Consider the following 15,817-nt stretch of genomic DNA (forward strand, 5'->3'; position numbering starts at 1 on the left):
ATGGCTTCGACGACCGCCGGCGGGCGAGAGAAGCGGCACGGGCGCCGACCGAAGGAACCCGAAGGCCGCATGTCCCTCGGTCAGCACCTGATCGAGCTGCGCAACCGCCTGTTCAAGGCCGTCGTCGCGGTCCTGGTGGCGGCGATCGGCGGCTGGTTCCTCACCCCGTTCGTGCTCGACGCGCTCCGGTCACCGGTCACCCAGCTCGCCCGGGTCGGCGGACACACCGCCGAGCTGAACTTCCCCATGATCACGGGCGCGTTCGACCTCCGTCTGCAGATCGCGATCACAATCGGTGTCGTCATCGCGAGTCCGGTCTGGCTGTACCAGATCTGGGCCTTCATCGTCCCGGCCCTGGTGCGCCGCGAGAAGCAGTACGTCTGGGGCTTCCTCGGTTCGGCGATCCCGCTGTTCTTCGCCGGCTGCGCGTTCGGCTGGTACGTCCTGCCGCACGTCGTCGGGATCCTCGGCAGCTTCGTCTCGGCGCAGGACACGTCGATCGTCGATGCGAAGGCGTACTACGACTTCGTCATCAAGCTCATCGTCGCGGTCGGCATCGCGTTCGTCCTGCCGGTCTTCCTCGTCCTGCTCAACTTCGTCGGGGTCCTGACGGCCGCGGCGATCGTGCGGTCGTGGCGGATCGCGATCGTGCTGATCCTCGTCTTCACCGCGCTCGTCACGCCGTCGGCGGACGTGCTGTCCATGTTCATCCTGGCCATCCCGATGGTCGTGCTCTACTTCGCCGCCTGCCTGGTGACGTGGGTGCACGACCGCCGGGTCGCGAAGCGCCAGGCGAAGCTCGACGAGGAGTACGGCCTGTGACCGAGACCAGCCTGAGCCCCGCCGAACGCTTCGCCGCCGCGAAGGTCCGCCGTCGGTCGCGGAACCTCGAGCTGTTCCGGACGGACCTGCGGTTCGACCTCGACCCGTTCCAGTTCGCGGCCTGCGACGCGGTCGACCGCGGCAACAGCGTGCTCGTGGCCGCGCCGACCGGAGCGGGCAAGACGATCGTCGCGGAGTTCGCCATCTGGCTGGCGATGCGGCAGCCCACCGCGAAGGTCTTCTACACGACGCCGATGAAGGCGCTGAGCAACCAGAAGTACGCCGAGCTCGTGCAGGCGTACGGCGAGACCGAGGTCGGGCTCCTCACCGGCGACACGAACGTCAACCCCCGGGCCCGCGTCGTCGTGATGACGACCGAGGTCCTGCGGAACATGATCTACGCCGACTCGGACCTGCTCGACGACCTGGCGTGGGTGGTGCTCGACGAGGTGCACTACCTCGCCGACCGGTTCCGCGGGGCCGTCTGGGAAGAGGTCATCCTGCACCTCCCGACCGAGGTCCGGCTGGTGTCGCTCTCCGCCACCGTGAGCAACGCCGAGGAGTTCGGCGACTGGCTGCAGACGGTCCGCGGCGACACCGACGTCATCGTGTCCGAGGACCGCCCGGTCCCGCTCGAGCAGCACGTGCTCGTCGGGAACAAGATGGTCGACCTCTTCGACTCGTCCGGGGCCGCGGCGACGAACCGCGTCAACCCGGAACTGCTCCGGCTCGTGGGCGGCGCCAACCGGCACGGCACGAACGGACCCCGCGGCCGCCGGGGACGCCCGGTGTACCCGGACCGCCGGGGGCCCCGTGCGGAGAAGGCGCACCGCGAGCAGATCGCGAAGATGCTCGACGAGCGCATGCTCCTGCCCGCGATCTTCTTCGTCTTCAGCCGGAACGGGTGCGACCAGGGCGTCCGGCACGTCGTGCGCTCCGGGCTGTCGCTGACCACCGCCGACGAGCGCCGGGAGATCCGCGAGACCGCCGAGTACCACTGCCGCACCCTGCTCGACGAGGACCTCGCCGTCCTCGGCTACTGGGAGTGGCTGGAGGGGCTCGAGCGCGGGGTCGCCGCACACCACGCCGGACTGTTGCCCGCGTTCAAGGAGGTCGTCGAGGACCTCTTCCAGCGCAAGCTCCTCAAGGTCGTCTTCGCGACCGAGACCCTGGCCCTCGGGGTGAACATGCCGGCGCGCACGGTCGTGCTCGAGAAGCTCGAGAAGTTCAACGGCGAGGCCCGGGTCCCGATCACGCCGGGGGAGTACACGCAGCTCACCGGTCGTGCCGGGCGTCGGGGGATCGACGTCGAGGGGCACTCGGTCGTGCAGTGGTCCGACGGTCTCGAGCCGCAGGCCGTGGCGTCGCTCGCGAGCCGTCGCACCTACCCGCTCAACTCGTCGTTCAAGCCGACGTACAACATGGCCGTGAACCTCATCGAACAGTTCGGTCGGGACCGCACGCGTGAGGTCCTCGAGACCTCGTTCGCGCAGTTCCAGGCGGACCGCTCGGTGGTCGACCTCGCGCGCAAGGTGCGGTCGCAGCAGGAGTCCCTGGACGGCTACCAGAACGCCATGCAGTGCCATCTCGGCGACTTCACCGAGTACGCCGCACTCCGCCGACAGCTGTCGGACCTCGAGCGGTCGAACGTGCCCGGCGGACGCGAGGCATCGCACGGTGCGCGTCAGGACCGCCAGTCCGCGATCACCGAGGTCCGCCGACAGCTCCAGCGCCACCCATGCCACGCGTGTCCGGACCGTGAGGCGCACGCCCGCTGGGCGGAGCGCTGGTACAAGCTCAAGCGCGCCAACGACAAGCTCGTGCAGCAGATCCGGTCCCGCACGGGAGCGGTGGCGACGACGTTCGACCGCGTGACCGACGTGCTCCTGACGCTCGGGTACCTGGTGCAGGACGACGCCGGCGACGTCACGGTGGCCGCCGGTGGCCGGCGTCTGCAGCGCATCTACGGGGACCGCGACCTCCTGGTCGCCGAGTGCCTCGAGGCCGGCGTGTGGAAGGAGCTGACCCCCGCACAGCTCGCCGGGATGGCCGCGACCATCGTCTACCAGCCCCGTCGCGAGGACGCGCCCGGCACCGAGCACGCCGTGCCCCGCGGCGCCTTCCGACCGGCCCTCGACGAGACGCTCTCCATCTGGGCCCGCCTCGACGACGTCGAGCGCGACGCCCGGCTCGCCGGCTCGGAACCGCCCACCCCGGCGATCGCCCTCGGCATGTTCCGGTGGGCCTCCGGCTCGCCGCTCGACGACGTCCTCCGGTCCCTCGACCTGGCAGCCGGTGACTTCGTCCGGTGGTCGAAACAGGTCATCGACCTGCTCGACCAGATCCGGAACGCGGGCGACGAGGACCTCGCCCGGACGGCCCGCCGGGCGACGGACGCGGTGCGCCGCGGCATCGTCGCCTACGCGACGGTCTGACGGGAGGCCCGGTGACGGTCCTCGACACACCCGTACGTCCGGTGCGCGCCGCCGTGGGACGGTGGCGACCGAGCGCGGACGACGGCATGCTGACGGCGGCCCTGCCCCTCGCACAGGCGCTGCCGCTGTCGGTCGTCGGCGGCGTGCTGTTCGCGCTGTCGTTCCCGTCACCGGGGTGGTGGTTCCTCGCGTACCCCGCCGTCGGGTGTCTCCTGCTCGCCGCGAAGGGGCAGCGGGTCCGCCGCGCGTCCTGGCTCGGGTTCGTCGCCGGCGTGGCGTTCTGGGTGCCGGTGATCTCGTGGGCCGGACGGTACCTCGGACCGGTGCCGTGGTTCGCACTCGCGCTCCTCGAGGCGGCGCTCACCGCCCTCGGCACGGTCGCGATCGCGCTCGCCTACCGGTGGGTCGGCGGGGTCGTGACCTCGACCGCGGGACGTGTGTGGGGCCTCCCGGCCGTCATCGCGGCCCTGTGGACCGGACGCGAGTGGTTCTCGGGGAGCTGGCCGTACGGCGGCTTCGCCTGGGGTCGGGTGGGTCTGTCCCAGTCGGAAGGCCCGTTCACACACCTCGCCGCGTACGTCGGCGTCCTCGGGCTGAGCTTCGTCGTCGTCTACTGCGTCGCCGTCGTGGTGTCGCTCGGCCTCGTCGGCGGGCTCCGCCTGCCGGTCCGCATCGCGACCGCCGGTCTGCTCGTGTCGGCGGTCCTGGCGGTGCCCGCGTGGCCGACCGCGGTCGACGGCACGGTGCGCGTCGAGGCCGTGCAGGGCAACGGCCCAGCCGGCTACTTCGACGGCGCCGAGCCGGGCGACGTCCTCCGGTCGCAGGTCGCCGCCACCGACGTCGACGCCCGCGGTGTCGACCTCGTCGTGTGGCCGGAGGCGGCGGCGGAGTACGACCCCCGCCGGGAGGCGGTCATCGCGTCCACGCTCGACGCCGTCGTCCGGAGCGTCGGCGCCCCGCTCGTCGCCGGCGGCGTGACACAGACCGCGTCCGGGGTCCTGCACAACACCTCGTTCGTGTGGGACGCCGACGGATGGGGGGCCTCGTACGACAAGAAGAGGCCGGTCCCGTTCGGGGAGTACGTCCCCGACCGCTGGTTCTACTCGAAGCTCGCACCCTCGCTCATCGGGCTGCTGCAGCGCGACTACACCCCCGGGACGAAGCCGAACGTGCTGCCGGTCGCCGGCATCCGGGCCGGCGTGATGATCTGCTTCGACGTCGTCGACGACGGTCTGACCGCGGACCTGGCGCGCGGGGGAGCGCAGGTGATCCTGGCGCAGACGAACAACGCCGACTTCGACGGGACCGACGAGAACCTCCAGCAGCTCGAGATCGCACGGATGCGGGCCGTCGAGACCGGGCGGTCGCTCGTCAACATCTCCACGGTCGGTGCGTCGCAGGTGATCGACCCGAGCGGCCGGACGATCGACCGCGTCCCGGCGTACACGGCGAGTTCGATGGTGACGGACGTCCCGCTCGGCACGTCGACGACGCCTGCGACCGTCGCGTCCGGCAGCATCACGCTCGCGCTGTCGCTCGGCGGTCTCCTCGTGCTGCTCGCCTGCGCGCCGTGGGGGCGCCGGCGCCGCTGACCGTCCTCCGCCGGGCCACCGGCGTCGCCGTGCCAGGTCGCTGACCACCGCGCGCGGGGGCCGCGCCGTGCACTGGGAACCGACTGTGAATGCCACCCCTCCGGAACGAAAGGCGGGTGGTGTGGGTTGGACCGGAGGAACGAGCGAGAGGAGTCGGACATGGCTGATCGGAGTCTCCGAGGCATGCGGCTCGGGAGCCAGAGCCTCCAGAGCGAGGACGGTGTCGAGCTCTCCGAGCGGAAGCGTGCCGTCTACCAGGCGGTCTCGGGAGAGACCTTCGACGTGGTCTTCTCCGCCGAGGCAGAGGTCCCGGCGATCTGGTCGGACCCGCGCACCGGGATGGAAGGACGACTGCTCGGCGAGGACGGCACGCCGGTCGAAGTGGCTGCGGAGGACGTCAAGGCGCCGCGGACCCACTGGGACATGCTGCTCGAACGGCGGTCACGGGAAGAACTCGAGGAGCTGCTGCAGGAACGCCTGCAGGTACTCCGCGCCCGCCGCGGCGCCTAGGCGTCGAAGCGGCACACACGACGACGGCCCGCTCCCTCGGGGGTGGGCCGTCGTCGTGTGTCGGGTCAGGAGCCGGGGGCGGGATCCGCACTGGACGCCTGTCCGTCGGTCGCTCCCGGACGCTCGTCCGTCCGGAGCTGAGCGCGGGAGGCCTCAGCGGCGGCCGCCAGCTTCTCCTCGACGGTCCGGCCCGACCCGGACGAGGGTCCCGTCAGGGTGGACTCCGGCACGATGTCCGCCGCGGTGGCGTCCGCGTTCCCGGCGGCGGCGCTGCTCCCGGTCGTCGTGGCGGTGGTGGTGGTCAGGCTCTCGCCCGCGAGCTTGGAGATCTTCTCGAGGAAGTCCCCACTGCCGGCCGGGCCGGCCGCGGGAGCGCCGCCGGTGCGCGGAGCGCTGAAGCCCTTCGCGACGCCGGAGAGTGCCTCGGTGAACTCGCTCGGGATCATCCAGAGCTTGTTCGAGGTGCCCTCAGCGATCTTCGGGAGCATCTGGAGGTACTGGTAGGACAGCAGCTTCTCGTCCGGGTCGCCCGTGTGGATCGCGTCGAAGACGGTCGCGATCGCCTGGGCTTCACCCTCGGCCCGGAGGACCTGCGCCTTCGCGTCACCCTCGGCCGCGAGGATCGCGGCCTGCCGCTGTCCCTCGGCCTCGAGGATCTGGGACTGCTTGGTCCCCTCGGCCTGCAGGATCGCGGCACGACGGCTCCGCTCGGCGCGGAGCTGCTGCTCCATGGCGTCCTGGATCGACACGGGCGGCTCGATCGCCTTGAGCTCGACGCGACCGACGCGGATGCCCCACTTCCCGGTCGCTTCGTCGAGCACGACGCGAAGCTGCCCGTTGATGTTGTCGCGGCTCGTCAGGGCCTCTTCGAGGTTGAGCCCACCGACGACGTTGCGGAGCGTCGTCGTCGTGAGCTGCTCGACGGCGCCGAGGTAGTTCGCGATCTCGTAGGTCGCGGCGCGGGCGTCGGTGACCTGGAAGTACACGACGGTGTCGATCGAGACCACGAGGTTGTCCTCGGTGATGACGGGCTGCGGCGGGAACGAGACGACCTGCTCGCGCATGTCGAGCAACGGCCGGAGACGGTCGATGAACGGCACGAGCAGGTTCAACCCGGGGTTGAGTGTCTTGTGGTACTTGCCGAGTCGTTCGACGATCCCGGCGGTGGCCTGGGGGACGATCCGGATGGCCTTCGCGAGGACGACGATCACGAAGACGACGACGACGGCGATGAGGACGATCAGGACGACCGTCCCGGTGGACAGGGTCATGTGCCAGCCTTCTGTTCGGTGCGGACGACGGCTGTGGAGCCCTCGATGGACTCGACGACCACGCGGGTGCCGAGCGGTGGTGTGCGGTCGGTGGTGCCCGGGGCGAAGCGCGCGCTCCAGGTCTCACCGTTGGCCAGGCGGACCTGGCCGGGAGCGGAAGACGTGAAGGCGAGGGCGACCGTCCCGGTCATGCCGACGAGACCGTCGACCCCGGTCCGGTGGGGGTCGGCGCCGCGGTTCAGCGCCCGGAGCACCCGGGGGCGCACGACGGCGAGCAGCAGCAGCGCGAGCACCGCGGCGATGAGCGTCGACAGCCACCACTCGGCACCGAGCAGGGCGGCGACCAGGCCGCCGGCTGCTCCGGCAGCGAGCATGATGAAGACGAAGTCGAGGGTGAACACCTCGACCACCCCCAGGACGAGCACCAGTGCGATCCACACGATCACCTGTGTCCATTCCGTGACGTCCACGCGATCTCCCTCCCCGTCCATCGCGCGCGGCGGTCGCTGCGTCGCGACGTCCGGTCTCGTCCGACCAACGTACCAGCGCCCGCTGGCGCACCCCCTGGTGGCCCGGCCGGTGCAGGGCGGGCCGTCCCCGGCCCGGCCGGTGCCGGGCGGGCCGTCCCCGGCGAGAGGTCGGTCACGTTCCGCGCCTTGGTAGGCTCGATGCCGCCCGGGACGACCAGGACCGGCGCCGCCCCACGACAGGAGACACCACTGTGAGCAGCCCCCTCGCCCCCGGATCCCTCGACGGCACGCGCGCCCTCGTCACCGGGTCCTCCCGTGGCATCGGAGCGGACACGGTCGGGTACCTGGCGGAGGCCGGCGCGAAGGTCGTCGTGAACTACCGCAACAAGGCCCGCCGCGCCGAGCAGATCGCCGAGAAGATCGTCGCCGACGGGGGAGCGGCCCTCGCGGTCGGAGCAGACCTCACCGACCACGACTCCGTGCAGGCGATGGTCGACACCGTCGTGCGCGAGTGGGGCGGCATCGACCTCCTCGTCCTCAACGCCTCGGGCGGCATGGAGTCCGGCATGGGCGAGGACTACGCCCTGCGTCTCAACCGCGACGCCCAGGTCGACATGCTGCAGACCGCCGTGCCGCACATGCCCGCCGGGTCCCGCGTCGTGTTCGTCACGAGCCACCAGGCCCACTTCGTCGAGACCGCCGAGACGCTGCCCGAGTACGTCCCCGTCGCGAAGAGCAAGCGCGCCGGTGAACTCGCCCTGCGCGAACTCCTGCCGCAGCTCGAGGCCGCGGGCATCGAGTTCGTCACCGTCTCGGGCGACATGATCGAGGGCACCATCACGGCGACCCTGCTCAACCGCATCAACCCCGGCGCCATCGAGGGCCGTCGCGAGGCCGTCGGCAAGCTCTACAGCGTCTCCGAGTTCGCGGCCGAGATCGCCCTCGCCGCGGTGGAGCCGATCCCCGCGGACCACACGAAGCTCGTCGGCGACGTCAGCTCCTTCACGAACTGACCGGCAGGACCGCACCGGCCCGCCGCAACCGGCACGCCGGGCCGCTAGCGTCGGTGTCGTGACTGCTGCACACGGCCTGCGCCGGACCTCCCGGATCCTCCTGCTCGACCCCGACGGACGCGTGTTCCTCATGGACACGAAGGCGCCGTCCTCGGACGGCGCGCACCGGTGGATCACCCCGGGCGGTGGTGTCGACCCGGGGGAGTCGCACCGGGACGCGGCGATCCGGGAGCTCCACGAGGAGACCGGCATCGTCATCACGGACCCGGGGGAGCCGGTGTGGTCGTGGGACTTCCCGGTCACCTGGGACCAGGCCGACCACGACCGCGGACACGCCGAGTTCTACGTCGTCCGGACACCGGGGTTCGCGTTGTCCGACGCCGGCTGGACGGACGACGAGCGGGTCGACATCCTGGCGGCGCGGTGGTGGACGGCGGACGAGCTCGACGCCACGGACGACCCGTTCGAGCCGGACGAGCTGCCGGAGCTCGTGCGCCGGCACGGGCGCTGACGCGGTACACACCAGCCCTCGCACGGCCGTTCTGCCCCCAGTTCGTGGGTGGCCGTACCGCTCTCCGGACACCGGATCACCGTGTCAGTACGTTCAGAGTCGACCAATCGTCAGCGACCTGACGTCATCCTCGCACCGGAGTGACCATGACCAACACCACCAACCCGTACCAGAGCACCGCGCAGAGCAGCCAGAAGTTCAGCACGCTCGCGATCGTCGGCTTCGTGCTCGCCTTCGTCATCAACATCGCGGGCCTCGTCGTCAGCCTCATCGCGCTGTCGCAGATCAAGCGCACGGGGGAGCGCGGCCGTGGCCTCGCGATCGCTGGCGTGATCATCTCCGTCCTGTCGCTCGTCATCGGCGTCTTCTCGTCGATCGCGTTGTTCAACGCGGCGGCCAACATGAACACCGCGCTCGGCTTCTGACCTCCTGCGGTCGGACGGACGGGAGGCCCGTGGCGGACGTCGCCACGGGCCTCCCGTCTGTCCGGTGACGAGCCGTCCCTGCGCCCGTCGAGGGACCGCGGCGTAGCGTCGACGGCATGACGTACAGCCAGCCGGACCCGGCAGAAGAGACCACGCAGGCCGACGACCCCCAGCAGCCCGACACGGACAACACCGTCGAGGAGCAGGGCGAGGAGGACGCAGCCCTCGAGATCGACAGCTCGGACGTGCCCACCACGTCCGACGACTCGGCGAACTGAGGGCCACGAACTCGACCCGGACGCCTGGGAGCGGCGCTCAGACGAGCGTCGCGACCAGGCGTTCGACACGTCCGCGGACGTCGTCGCGGATCGGGCGGACGTCTTCGAGCGGCAGGCCGGCCGGGTCGCGGAGCTCCCAGTCCTCGTAGCGCTTGCCGGGGAACACCGGGCAGGCGTCGCCACAGCCCATCGTGATGACCACGTCGGCGTTCCGGACCGCGTCGGTCGTCAGGATCGCCGGGGCCTGGCCGACGATGTCGATGTCGACCTCGCGCATGGCGGCGACGGCGACCTGGTTCACCTGATCGGCCGGCTCGGACCCGGCGGAGAAGACGTCGACGCGGTCACCGGCGATCGCGCGGAGGAACCCGGCGGCCATCTGGGACCGTCCGGCGTTGTGCACACAGACGAAGAGGACGGCGGGCTTCTGGGCGGACGGGTCGATGCTCATGCGACGATCTTCCCGCAACCGACGAGTCAGTGCTGCGCGCCGATAATGCATATTATGTCAATTCGTGTCGACGGAGGCTGGAGGGTGACGGTTGGACGCTCCCTCCACGGCCCTCACGACGCCGAGCCCTCATGCCCGCAGATCCCGCAGCACTCTCGCCGTCGCGGCGCGGTCCCGCCGGCCGCCGGCGCGATGTGCGGGACGGGCCAACGTCCTTCCGCTGCAGGGCGATCCTCGCCGGCGGAGGAGATACGTGGGTGCTGGCGGGCGATCCCACAGCTCCTGACCGGATGATCCCGTCGGCATCCACGGCTCGTCGATCCACCCCACCGCATCGCAGGTCCGGCGTTCGCGCCTCGGCTCCCCTGCCGTTCGGAGCTCCGTGTTAGGTTGTGCACAACATGACTGTCCGAGAGATCGACCGCCGCCGTCCCGTTCACTCCTCCGTGCCTCGCACGATCGTCCGCATCCTGCTCGGTGCGGCCATGGCGTGGGCGGGCATCAGTCACCTCACCGTCGCCCGCGAGGAGTTCCGGGCGCAGGTCCCGGAGTTCGTGCCGCTCGACCCGGACGTCACCGTCCTGGCGTCCGGCGTCGCGGAGATCTCCCTCGGCGCCGCGCTCATGCTGCTCGTCCGCCGGCAGGCGACCGTCGGCTGGGTGGCCGCGGTCTTCTTCACCGCGATCTTCCCCGGCAACATCGCGCAGTGGCTGCACCACCGGGACGGCTTCGGGCTCGACACCGACACGAAGCGGTTCGTCCGACTCCTCTTCCAGCCCGTGCTGATCGCCGTCGCGCTCTGGGCGACGAACGCCCTCCGGACGCGGCGCTGACCACCGCGGACGGCGCCGCTCACGTCGATGTGGAGCCTCACCCCTGATGACGACACGCACCCGGGTGACCCTCGGCCGCCGCGAGGACCTCGGTGCCGACTGCGCGAACTGCTTCGGCCTCTGCTGCGTCGCGCTGGCCTTCACCCGGTCCGTCGACTTCCCCGTCGACAAGTCCGCCGGCGACCCGTGCACGAACCCCGACGGCGCCGACGCCTGCACGATCCATCCGCGCCTCCGGGCCGAGGGGTTCCGCGGCTGCACGGTCTTCGAATGCTCCGGCGCCGGGCAGAAGGTCTCGCGCCACACCTTCGCGGGTCGGTCCTGGCGGGACGACGACGCCACCCGCCAGGCGATGGCCGCGACGTTCCCGGTCGTGCGGCGGCTGCACGAACTGCTCCGGTACCTCGACGAGGCCATCACGATCACCCCCGCCGACACGGACGCCGAACGGCTGACGCGGGACTTCGAGCGCGTCCGTGCATTCAGTGACGCCGACCCGGACACGATCCTCGGCATCGACGTCGACGCGGAGTACGACGCCGCACGACCGCTGTTGCTCGAGGCGAGCCGGAACGCGCGGGCCCTGGTCCGCGGCGGGGACAGCCGCGACACCCGGGCCGACGAGCGTCGCGTCGGCCGCCTCCGGGTCGGCCCCGGCGCCGACCTGGTGGGCGCCGACCTGCGGCGGGCGGACCTCCGGGGCGCGAGCCTCCGCGGCGCGTTGCTCATCGGGGCCGACCTCACCGGCGCGGAGCTCCGCTCGTGCGAGTGCATCGGTGCCGACCTCCGCGACGCCGACCTGTCCGGTGCGGACCTCCGCGGGGCGGTCTTCCTCACTCAGATGCAGGTGAACGCGGCACGAGGTGACGCCGACACCCGGCTCGACGACGGCTTCCAGCGGCCGTCCCACTGGGGCGGCTGAGGCCGCCGTCCGGTCCGACACGTCCCCGCTGGACCGACAACGGACGGGAGGCGCGCGGCGAGCCCGCCACGCGCCTCCCGTCCGTCCAACCCAGCGTCGACGTCAGTAGTCGATGCGCCCGTGCCGGTTGTGGAACTCCCCCGTCGGGCCGTCCGGGCCGACGAGCGCCAGCGCGACGGTCGCGTCGGTGCCCTCGGTGACCGTCTGGTGGCCCGAGTGGCCGTTGAAGTCGGTCGCCGTGTAGCCCGGGTCGCTGACGTTGACGCGGAAGGTCGGCAGGTTCTTCGCGTACTGCACGGTCAGGGCGATGACGGCTGCCTTCGAGGCCGCGTACGGGATCATCGGCACCGGGAACTCGTCGTGGCCGGGCGTGCTGAGGAACCGCGGCCAGCCGACCCCGGAGGCGACGTTGACGACGACGGGGTGCTCAGACGCGTGGAGCAGCGGCAGGGCGGCCTGGGTGACGCGGACGATGCCGGTGACGTTCGCCTCGAGGACGGTCGTCATCGCCTCGGCGGTCAGGTCGTCGACCCCGTACGAGGTGCCGCTGATCCCGGCGTTGTTGACGAGGACGTCGAGGGCGGGGACGGACGCGAACGCGGCGTCGACGCTCGCCTGGTCGGTGACGTCGAGCTGGACGACGGAGGCGCCGAGGGAGCGGACGGCGTCGGCGTCGTCGGGGTCGCGGACGCCGGCGATCACGGTGTGGCCGGCGTCGATGAGGCGGCGGGCGGTCTCGAGTCCGAGGCTGCGGTTCGCCCCGGTGATGAGTGTGGTGGTCATGCGTCCATCGTGCTCGTACCCGGTCCGCTCCCCCAGGCACCCCTCGTCGTGCTGCCCGGCGGACGGGAGGACTGCGAGTACCACCGTCCGGCCGTGGAACCGCGCGAGGATTGCCACATGAGTGAGTTCGCGGACGTCCTGCGGTCCTGGCGCGAGCGGGTGACCCCCGCCGAGGTGGGCCTCCCAGCCGGCCCCGGACGGCGCACGGCCGGTCTGCGGCGTGAGGAACTCGCGGCGCTCGCGGGGGTCAGCGTCGACTACGTCGTGCGGCTCGAGCAGGGGCGGGCGCTCAACCCGTCGCCGCAGCTCCTCTCCGCGCTGGCCACCGCGCTCCGGCTCACCGAGCAGGAGCGCGACCACCTGTTCCGCGTCGCCGGTGCAGCTCCCCCGTCGCGCGGTGTCGTGCCCCGGCACATCACGCCCGGTGTGCAGCGGATCGTCGACCGGCTGTCCGACGTGCCGCTCGCCGTCTTCACCGCGAGCCACGACCTGCTGTACCGGAACGACCTCTGGGTCGCGGCCTCCGGTGACGGCGACCGGTGGCAGGGGCGGTCGGCGAACCTCGTCTGGCAGTTCTTCACCGACGGCCACGAGGGCGTCGACTTCGACGACGAGCACGGCGAGGCCTTCGCGTCCGACCTGGCCGCCGACCTGCGCGGTGCCCTCGGGCGGTACCCGGACGACCGGCGCCTCGCCGGACTCGTCCGGGACCTGCGGGCGACGAGCCCGGAGTTCGAGCGCCGCTGGGGCGAGGCCCGGATCGCCGAGCACCGGACGAGCCGGAAGACCCTGCGGACGCCGGTCGGCCCGATCGAGGTCGACTGCGACACGCTCTCGGTGCCGGGCAGCGATCTGCGGATCGTCGTCTACACGGTCGTGCCCGGCAGCGAGGACGCGTCGCGGCTCGACCTGCTGCGCGTCACCGGACTGCAGTCGGTCGTCACGAGCGCCTGACCGACTCGCCGTGCCGCTGCACCGGCCGGTCCCGCCGCCGCACCGGCCGGTCGGGGCTACTCGCCGAAGCCCGAGCGGACGAGGGCGATGAGTTCGTCGACCGCGTCCTGCGCGTCCGCTCCGGACGCCTCGACCGTGACCGACGCGCCCTTCGGCAGCGCGAGCGCCATGATCGCGAGGAGGCTCTTCGCGTCGACGCCGTTCACCCGGACCACGGCTTCGTGCCGAGCGGCCGCCTTCACGAACTCGGCGGCGGGGCGCGCGTGCAGTCCGGACTCGTTGACGAGCTCGGCGGTGGCGGTGGCGACCGCCCCGTCCGCGTCGCCGCTGTCGGCCACCTGTCCCGCGCCTCCCGGCTGGTCCGGACGGGAGGCTCCCCCGCCGCCCGCTGCGTCGGTGCGGTCGGCAGGACCAGCCGTCCCGGTACCACCGGCGGTGGACGCCGCATCGAGCACGGCCGTGACGTCGCCACCGGTCTGCGCTGCGACGGCCGCGGCCACGGTCCCCTCCACCAGTGGCGCGTCGGAGACGTGCACGCGGGCCCGGAGGTCGTCGTCGAGGAAGTCGAGAGCCGTGTCGGTCGTCAGGTAGGCGGAGCCGAGGTCGCACAGGACCACGACGGCGTCGGCGGCGGCGAGTTCCTCGATCCCGGCCGAGATCGCCTCGAACGAGGTGCCGATCCCGCCGGCGTCGGTGCCGCCCGCCGCGACGAGCCGGACGTCCCCGGCCATCTGCCGGGCGATGTCGACCGTGCCCTGCGCGACGGCGGCACTGTGCGAGACGACCAGGATCCCGACGCTCATGCCGCGTCAACCGCGGCGCGCAGGACGTAGGCGCTCGACTGGGCACCCGGGTCACGGTGTCCGATCGCACGCTCGCCGAGGTAGCTCGCACGCCCCTTCCGTGCGACGAGGGCGTCGGTCGACTCGGCGCCGGTCGCCGCGGCGTCGGCGGCTGCCGCGAGGACCTGTTCGGGCGTCTCCCCTGCCGCTGCGGCCGCGGCGGCAGCGTCGACGGCGGGGGTCCAGGCGTCCACCATCGTCTTGTCGCCCACCTCGGCCTTGCCACGGGACACCACGCCGTCGCGGGCTGCCGTGAGCACCGCCACCAGGGTGTCGGCGTCGAGTTCCGACGCGTCCCCGGCCGCCTGGGCCGCCTTGAGGTACGCCGTGCCGAACAGCGGACCGGCGGCGCCGCCGACGGTCGAGATGAGCTTCGTGGCGACCAGCTTGAACACGGCGCCGGGCGTCTCCGGAGCCGCTTCGTCCAGGGACCCGACCACCGCGCGGAACCCACGGTCGAGGTTCTCGCCGTGGTCGCCGTCGCCGATCTCGCGGTCGAGCGTCACGAGCTCCGCGCGGTGCTGGTCGATCGTGGCGGCGGTGCGGCGGACCCAGTCGATGGCCCATGCGGTGTCGAGCGACAAGGTGTGTCCCTTCGTGCGGCCGAGCGGGTCGGCGTCGTGAGCGGTGTCGTCGTGCTGGTGGTGCGTCGTGCGGTCCCGGTGTCAGCGACCCCAGCGGAGTGCCGGGGTCTCGACGGGCGCGTCCCAGAGTGCGAGGAGGTCGTCGTCGAGCACCGTGACGGTGATCGAGAGACCCTGCATCTCCAGGGACGTGACGTAGTTGCCGACCAAGCTACGCGCGACCGTGTGGCCACGATCGGAGAGGACCTCGGCCGCGCGGCGGTACGCGATGTACAGCTCCGACTCCGGCGTCCCGCCCATGCCGTTCACGAAGAGCAGCAGCTGCGAACCAGAGGGCGCGTCGAGGTCGGTGAGGACGGGCTCGAGCACGCGGTCGACCAGCTCGTCGGCGGGGGCCATCGCGATGCGCTCCCGGCCGGGCTCGCCGTGGATGCCGATACCGAGCTCGACCTCGTCGTCCGCCAGGGTGAACGACGGCTCGCCCGCGTGCGGGACCGTGCCCGATGCGAGCGCGAGACCCATGGAGCGCGTGACCTCGTTGACGTGTCGGGCCACGGCCGCGACGGCGTCCAGGTCGTCCCCGCGCTCCGCGGCCGCGCCGGCGCACTTCTCGACCACGACCGTGCCGGCCACCCCGCGTCGCCCAGCCGTGAACAGCGAGTCCTGCAACGCCACGTCGTCGTCGACGACCACGCTCTCGACGCGGACGTCGTCCATCCCGGCGAGCTCGGCTGCGGTCTCGAAGTTGAGGACGTCCCCCGTGTAGTTCTTCACGATGTGCAGCACGCCCGCTCCCCCGTCGACGGCCTTGGTCGCCGCGACGATCGGGTCCGGGGTCGGGCTCGTGAACACCGGTCCCGGCACGGCCGCGTCGAGCATGCCGGGGCCGACGAAGCCCGCGTGCAGTGGCTCGTGACCGCTGCCGCCGCCGCTGACGATGCCCACCTTGCCGCGCACGGGAGCGTCGCGGCGGACCAGGTGGAGCGGTTCCTCGACGAGCACGACGTGCTCGGCGTGCGCGAGGGCGAACCCGCGCACGGTCTCGATGACGACGGCCTGCGGGTCGTTGATGAGCTTCTTCATGCTGCGCCTCCACGGTGTGGCTCGGATGGGACACCGGT

General features: G+C 71.9%; 18 protein-coding genes. 11 read left to right on the top strand and 7 right to left on the bottom strand.

Annotated features, from left to right (window positions below; translation table 11 throughout):
- Positions 1 to 69: 69 nt before the first annotated feature.
- From tatC to DEI91_RS08285, 4 genes are all read left to right on the top strand, one after another.
- Positions 70 to 822: a twin-arginine translocase subunit TatC gene (tatC, locus tag DEI91_RS08270; RefSeq protein ID WP_111051829.1), complete on the top strand. Its 753-nt coding sequence runs from the start codon at positions 70 to 72 to the stop codon at positions 820 to 822.
- Positions 819 to 3,257 (top strand): RNA helicase, encoded by a 2,439-nt coding sequence (locus tag DEI91_RS08275; RefSeq protein ID WP_111051830.1) that lies wholly within the window; start codon positions 819 to 821, stop codon positions 3,255 to 3,257. The genes tatC and DEI91_RS08275 overlap by 4 nt, the downstream gene beginning before the upstream one ends.
- A gap of 11 nt (positions 3,258 to 3,268) precedes the next feature.
- Entirely contained in the window at positions 3,269 to 4,849 is a 1,581-nt protein-coding gene (gene lnt / locus DEI91_RS08280; protein WP_258374354.1) for an apolipoprotein N-acyltransferase, read from the top strand.
- 159 nt (positions 4,850 to 5,008) lie between these two features.
- Positions 5,009 to 5,359 carry an RNA polymerase-binding protein RbpA gene (locus DEI91_RS08285; RefSeq protein WP_111051831.1) on the top strand — a complete coding sequence of 117 codons (351 nt, stop codon included), beginning with the start codon at positions 5,009 to 5,011 and terminating at the stop codon, positions 5,357 to 5,359.
- 65 nt (positions 5,360 to 5,424) lie between these two features.
- On the opposite strand, the gene DEI91_RS08290 is transcribed toward DEI91_RS08285, so the two are convergent.
- Both DEI91_RS08290 and DEI91_RS08295 read right to left on the bottom strand, forming a co-directional pair.
- Positions 5,425 to 6,630, bottom strand: coding sequence for an SPFH domain-containing protein (locus DEI91_RS08290; protein WP_111051832.1), 1,206 nt, complete (start codon positions 6,628 to 6,630; stop codon positions 5,425 to 5,427).
- Complete coding sequence (locus tag DEI91_RS08295; protein ID WP_258374355.1) at positions 6,627 to 7,100, bottom strand: NfeD family protein; 474 nt, start codon at positions 7,098 to 7,100, stop codon at positions 6,627 to 6,629. Before DEI91_RS08295 ends, DEI91_RS08290 begins: the two co-directional genes overlap by 4 nt.
- Before the next feature lie 251 nt (positions 7,101 to 7,351).
- Here DEI91_RS08295 and DEI91_RS08300 point away from each other — a divergent pair, with 251 nt between their 5' ends.
- The 4 genes from DEI91_RS08300 to DEI91_RS16245 all read left to right on the top strand — a co-directional run bounded on the left by DEI91_RS08300 (position 7,352) and on the right by DEI91_RS16245 (position 9,327).
- Complete coding sequence (locus DEI91_RS08300) at positions 7,352 to 8,113, top strand: SDR family oxidoreductase (RefSeq protein WP_111051834.1); 762 nt, start codon at positions 7,352 to 7,354, stop codon at positions 8,111 to 8,113.
- Positions 8,114 to 8,171: 58 nt separating this feature from the next.
- On the top strand, positions 8,172 to 8,624 hold the full coding sequence (locus tag DEI91_RS08305; protein ID WP_111051835.1) for an NUDIX hydrolase: 453 nt from the start codon (positions 8,172 to 8,174) through the stop codon (positions 8,622 to 8,624).
- A 146-nt stretch (positions 8,625 to 8,770) separates the two neighbouring features.
- Positions 8,771 to 9,049 carry a DUF4190 domain-containing protein gene (locus DEI91_RS08310; RefSeq protein ID WP_146244235.1) on the top strand — a complete coding sequence of 93 codons (279 nt, stop codon included), beginning with the start codon at positions 8,771 to 8,773 and terminating at the stop codon, positions 9,047 to 9,049.
- 116 nt (positions 9,050 to 9,165) lie between these two features.
- Entirely contained in the window at positions 9,166 to 9,327 is a 162-nt protein-coding gene (locus DEI91_RS16245) for a hypothetical protein (protein ID WP_181439533.1), read from the top strand.
- Between the two features lie 37 nt (positions 9,328 to 9,364).
- On the opposite strand, the gene DEI91_RS08315 is transcribed toward DEI91_RS16245, so the two are convergent.
- Positions 9,365 to 9,778 (bottom strand): arsenate reductase ArsC, encoded by a 414-nt coding sequence (locus tag DEI91_RS08315; RefSeq protein ID WP_111051837.1) that lies wholly within the window; start codon positions 9,776 to 9,778, stop codon positions 9,365 to 9,367.
- Between the two features lie 401 nt (positions 9,779 to 10,179).
- Here DEI91_RS08315 and DEI91_RS08320 point away from each other — a divergent pair, with 401 nt between their 5' ends.
- Both DEI91_RS08320 and DEI91_RS08325 read left to right on the top strand, forming a co-directional pair.
- Complete coding sequence (locus tag DEI91_RS08320; protein ID WP_111051929.1) at positions 10,180 to 10,611, top strand: MauE/DoxX family redox-associated membrane protein; 432 nt, start codon at positions 10,180 to 10,182, stop codon at positions 10,609 to 10,611.
- A gap of 46 nt (positions 10,612 to 10,657) precedes the next feature.
- A complete protein-coding gene (locus tag DEI91_RS08325) occupies positions 10,658 to 11,533 on the top strand; it encodes a pentapeptide repeat-containing protein (protein WP_111051838.1) in 876 nt (291 codons plus the stop codon).
- A gap of 102 nt (positions 11,534 to 11,635) precedes the next feature.
- On the opposite strand, the gene DEI91_RS08330 is transcribed toward DEI91_RS08325, so the two are convergent.
- Positions 11,636 to 12,316, bottom strand: a complete 681-nt coding sequence (locus tag DEI91_RS08330) for an SDR family NAD(P)-dependent oxidoreductase (protein WP_111051930.1) — start codon at positions 12,314 to 12,316, stop codon at positions 11,636 to 11,638.
- 117 nt (positions 12,317 to 12,433) lie between these two features.
- Between DEI91_RS08330 and DEI91_RS08335 the strand changes: the two genes are divergently transcribed.
- Positions 12,434 to 13,270 (top strand): helix-turn-helix domain-containing protein, encoded by an 837-nt coding sequence (locus tag DEI91_RS08335; protein WP_111051839.1) that lies wholly within the window; start codon positions 12,434 to 12,436, stop codon positions 13,268 to 13,270.
- Between the two features lie 56 nt (positions 13,271 to 13,326).
- Here the strand turns inward: DEI91_RS08335 and dhaM are convergent, their stop codons facing one another.
- The 3 genes from dhaM to dhaK all read right to left on the bottom strand — a co-directional run bounded on the left by dhaM (position 13,327) and on the right by dhaK (position 15,779).
- Complete coding sequence (gene dhaM / locus DEI91_RS08340) at positions 13,327 to 14,073, bottom strand: dihydroxyacetone kinase phosphoryl donor subunit DhaM (RefSeq protein ID WP_111051840.1); 747 nt, start codon at positions 14,071 to 14,073, stop codon at positions 13,327 to 13,329.
- A complete protein-coding gene (gene dhaL / locus DEI91_RS08345; protein WP_111051841.1) occupies positions 14,070 to 14,696 on the bottom strand; it encodes a dihydroxyacetone kinase subunit DhaL in 627 nt (208 codons plus the stop codon). Before dhaL ends, dhaM begins: the two co-directional genes overlap by 4 nt.
- Before the next feature lie 81 nt (positions 14,697 to 14,777).
- Positions 14,778 to 15,779 carry a dihydroxyacetone kinase subunit DhaK gene (dhaK, locus tag DEI91_RS08350; RefSeq protein ID WP_111051842.1) on the bottom strand — a complete coding sequence of 334 codons (1,002 nt, stop codon included), beginning with the start codon at positions 15,777 to 15,779 and terminating at the stop codon, positions 14,778 to 14,780.
- Between the last annotated feature and the right edge of the window lie 38 nt (positions 15,780 to 15,817).

Source organism: Curtobacterium sp. MCBD17_032, from assembly GCF_003234855.1.
Classification (GTDB): Bacteria; Actinomycetota; Actinomycetes; order Actinomycetales; family Microbacteriaceae; genus Curtobacterium.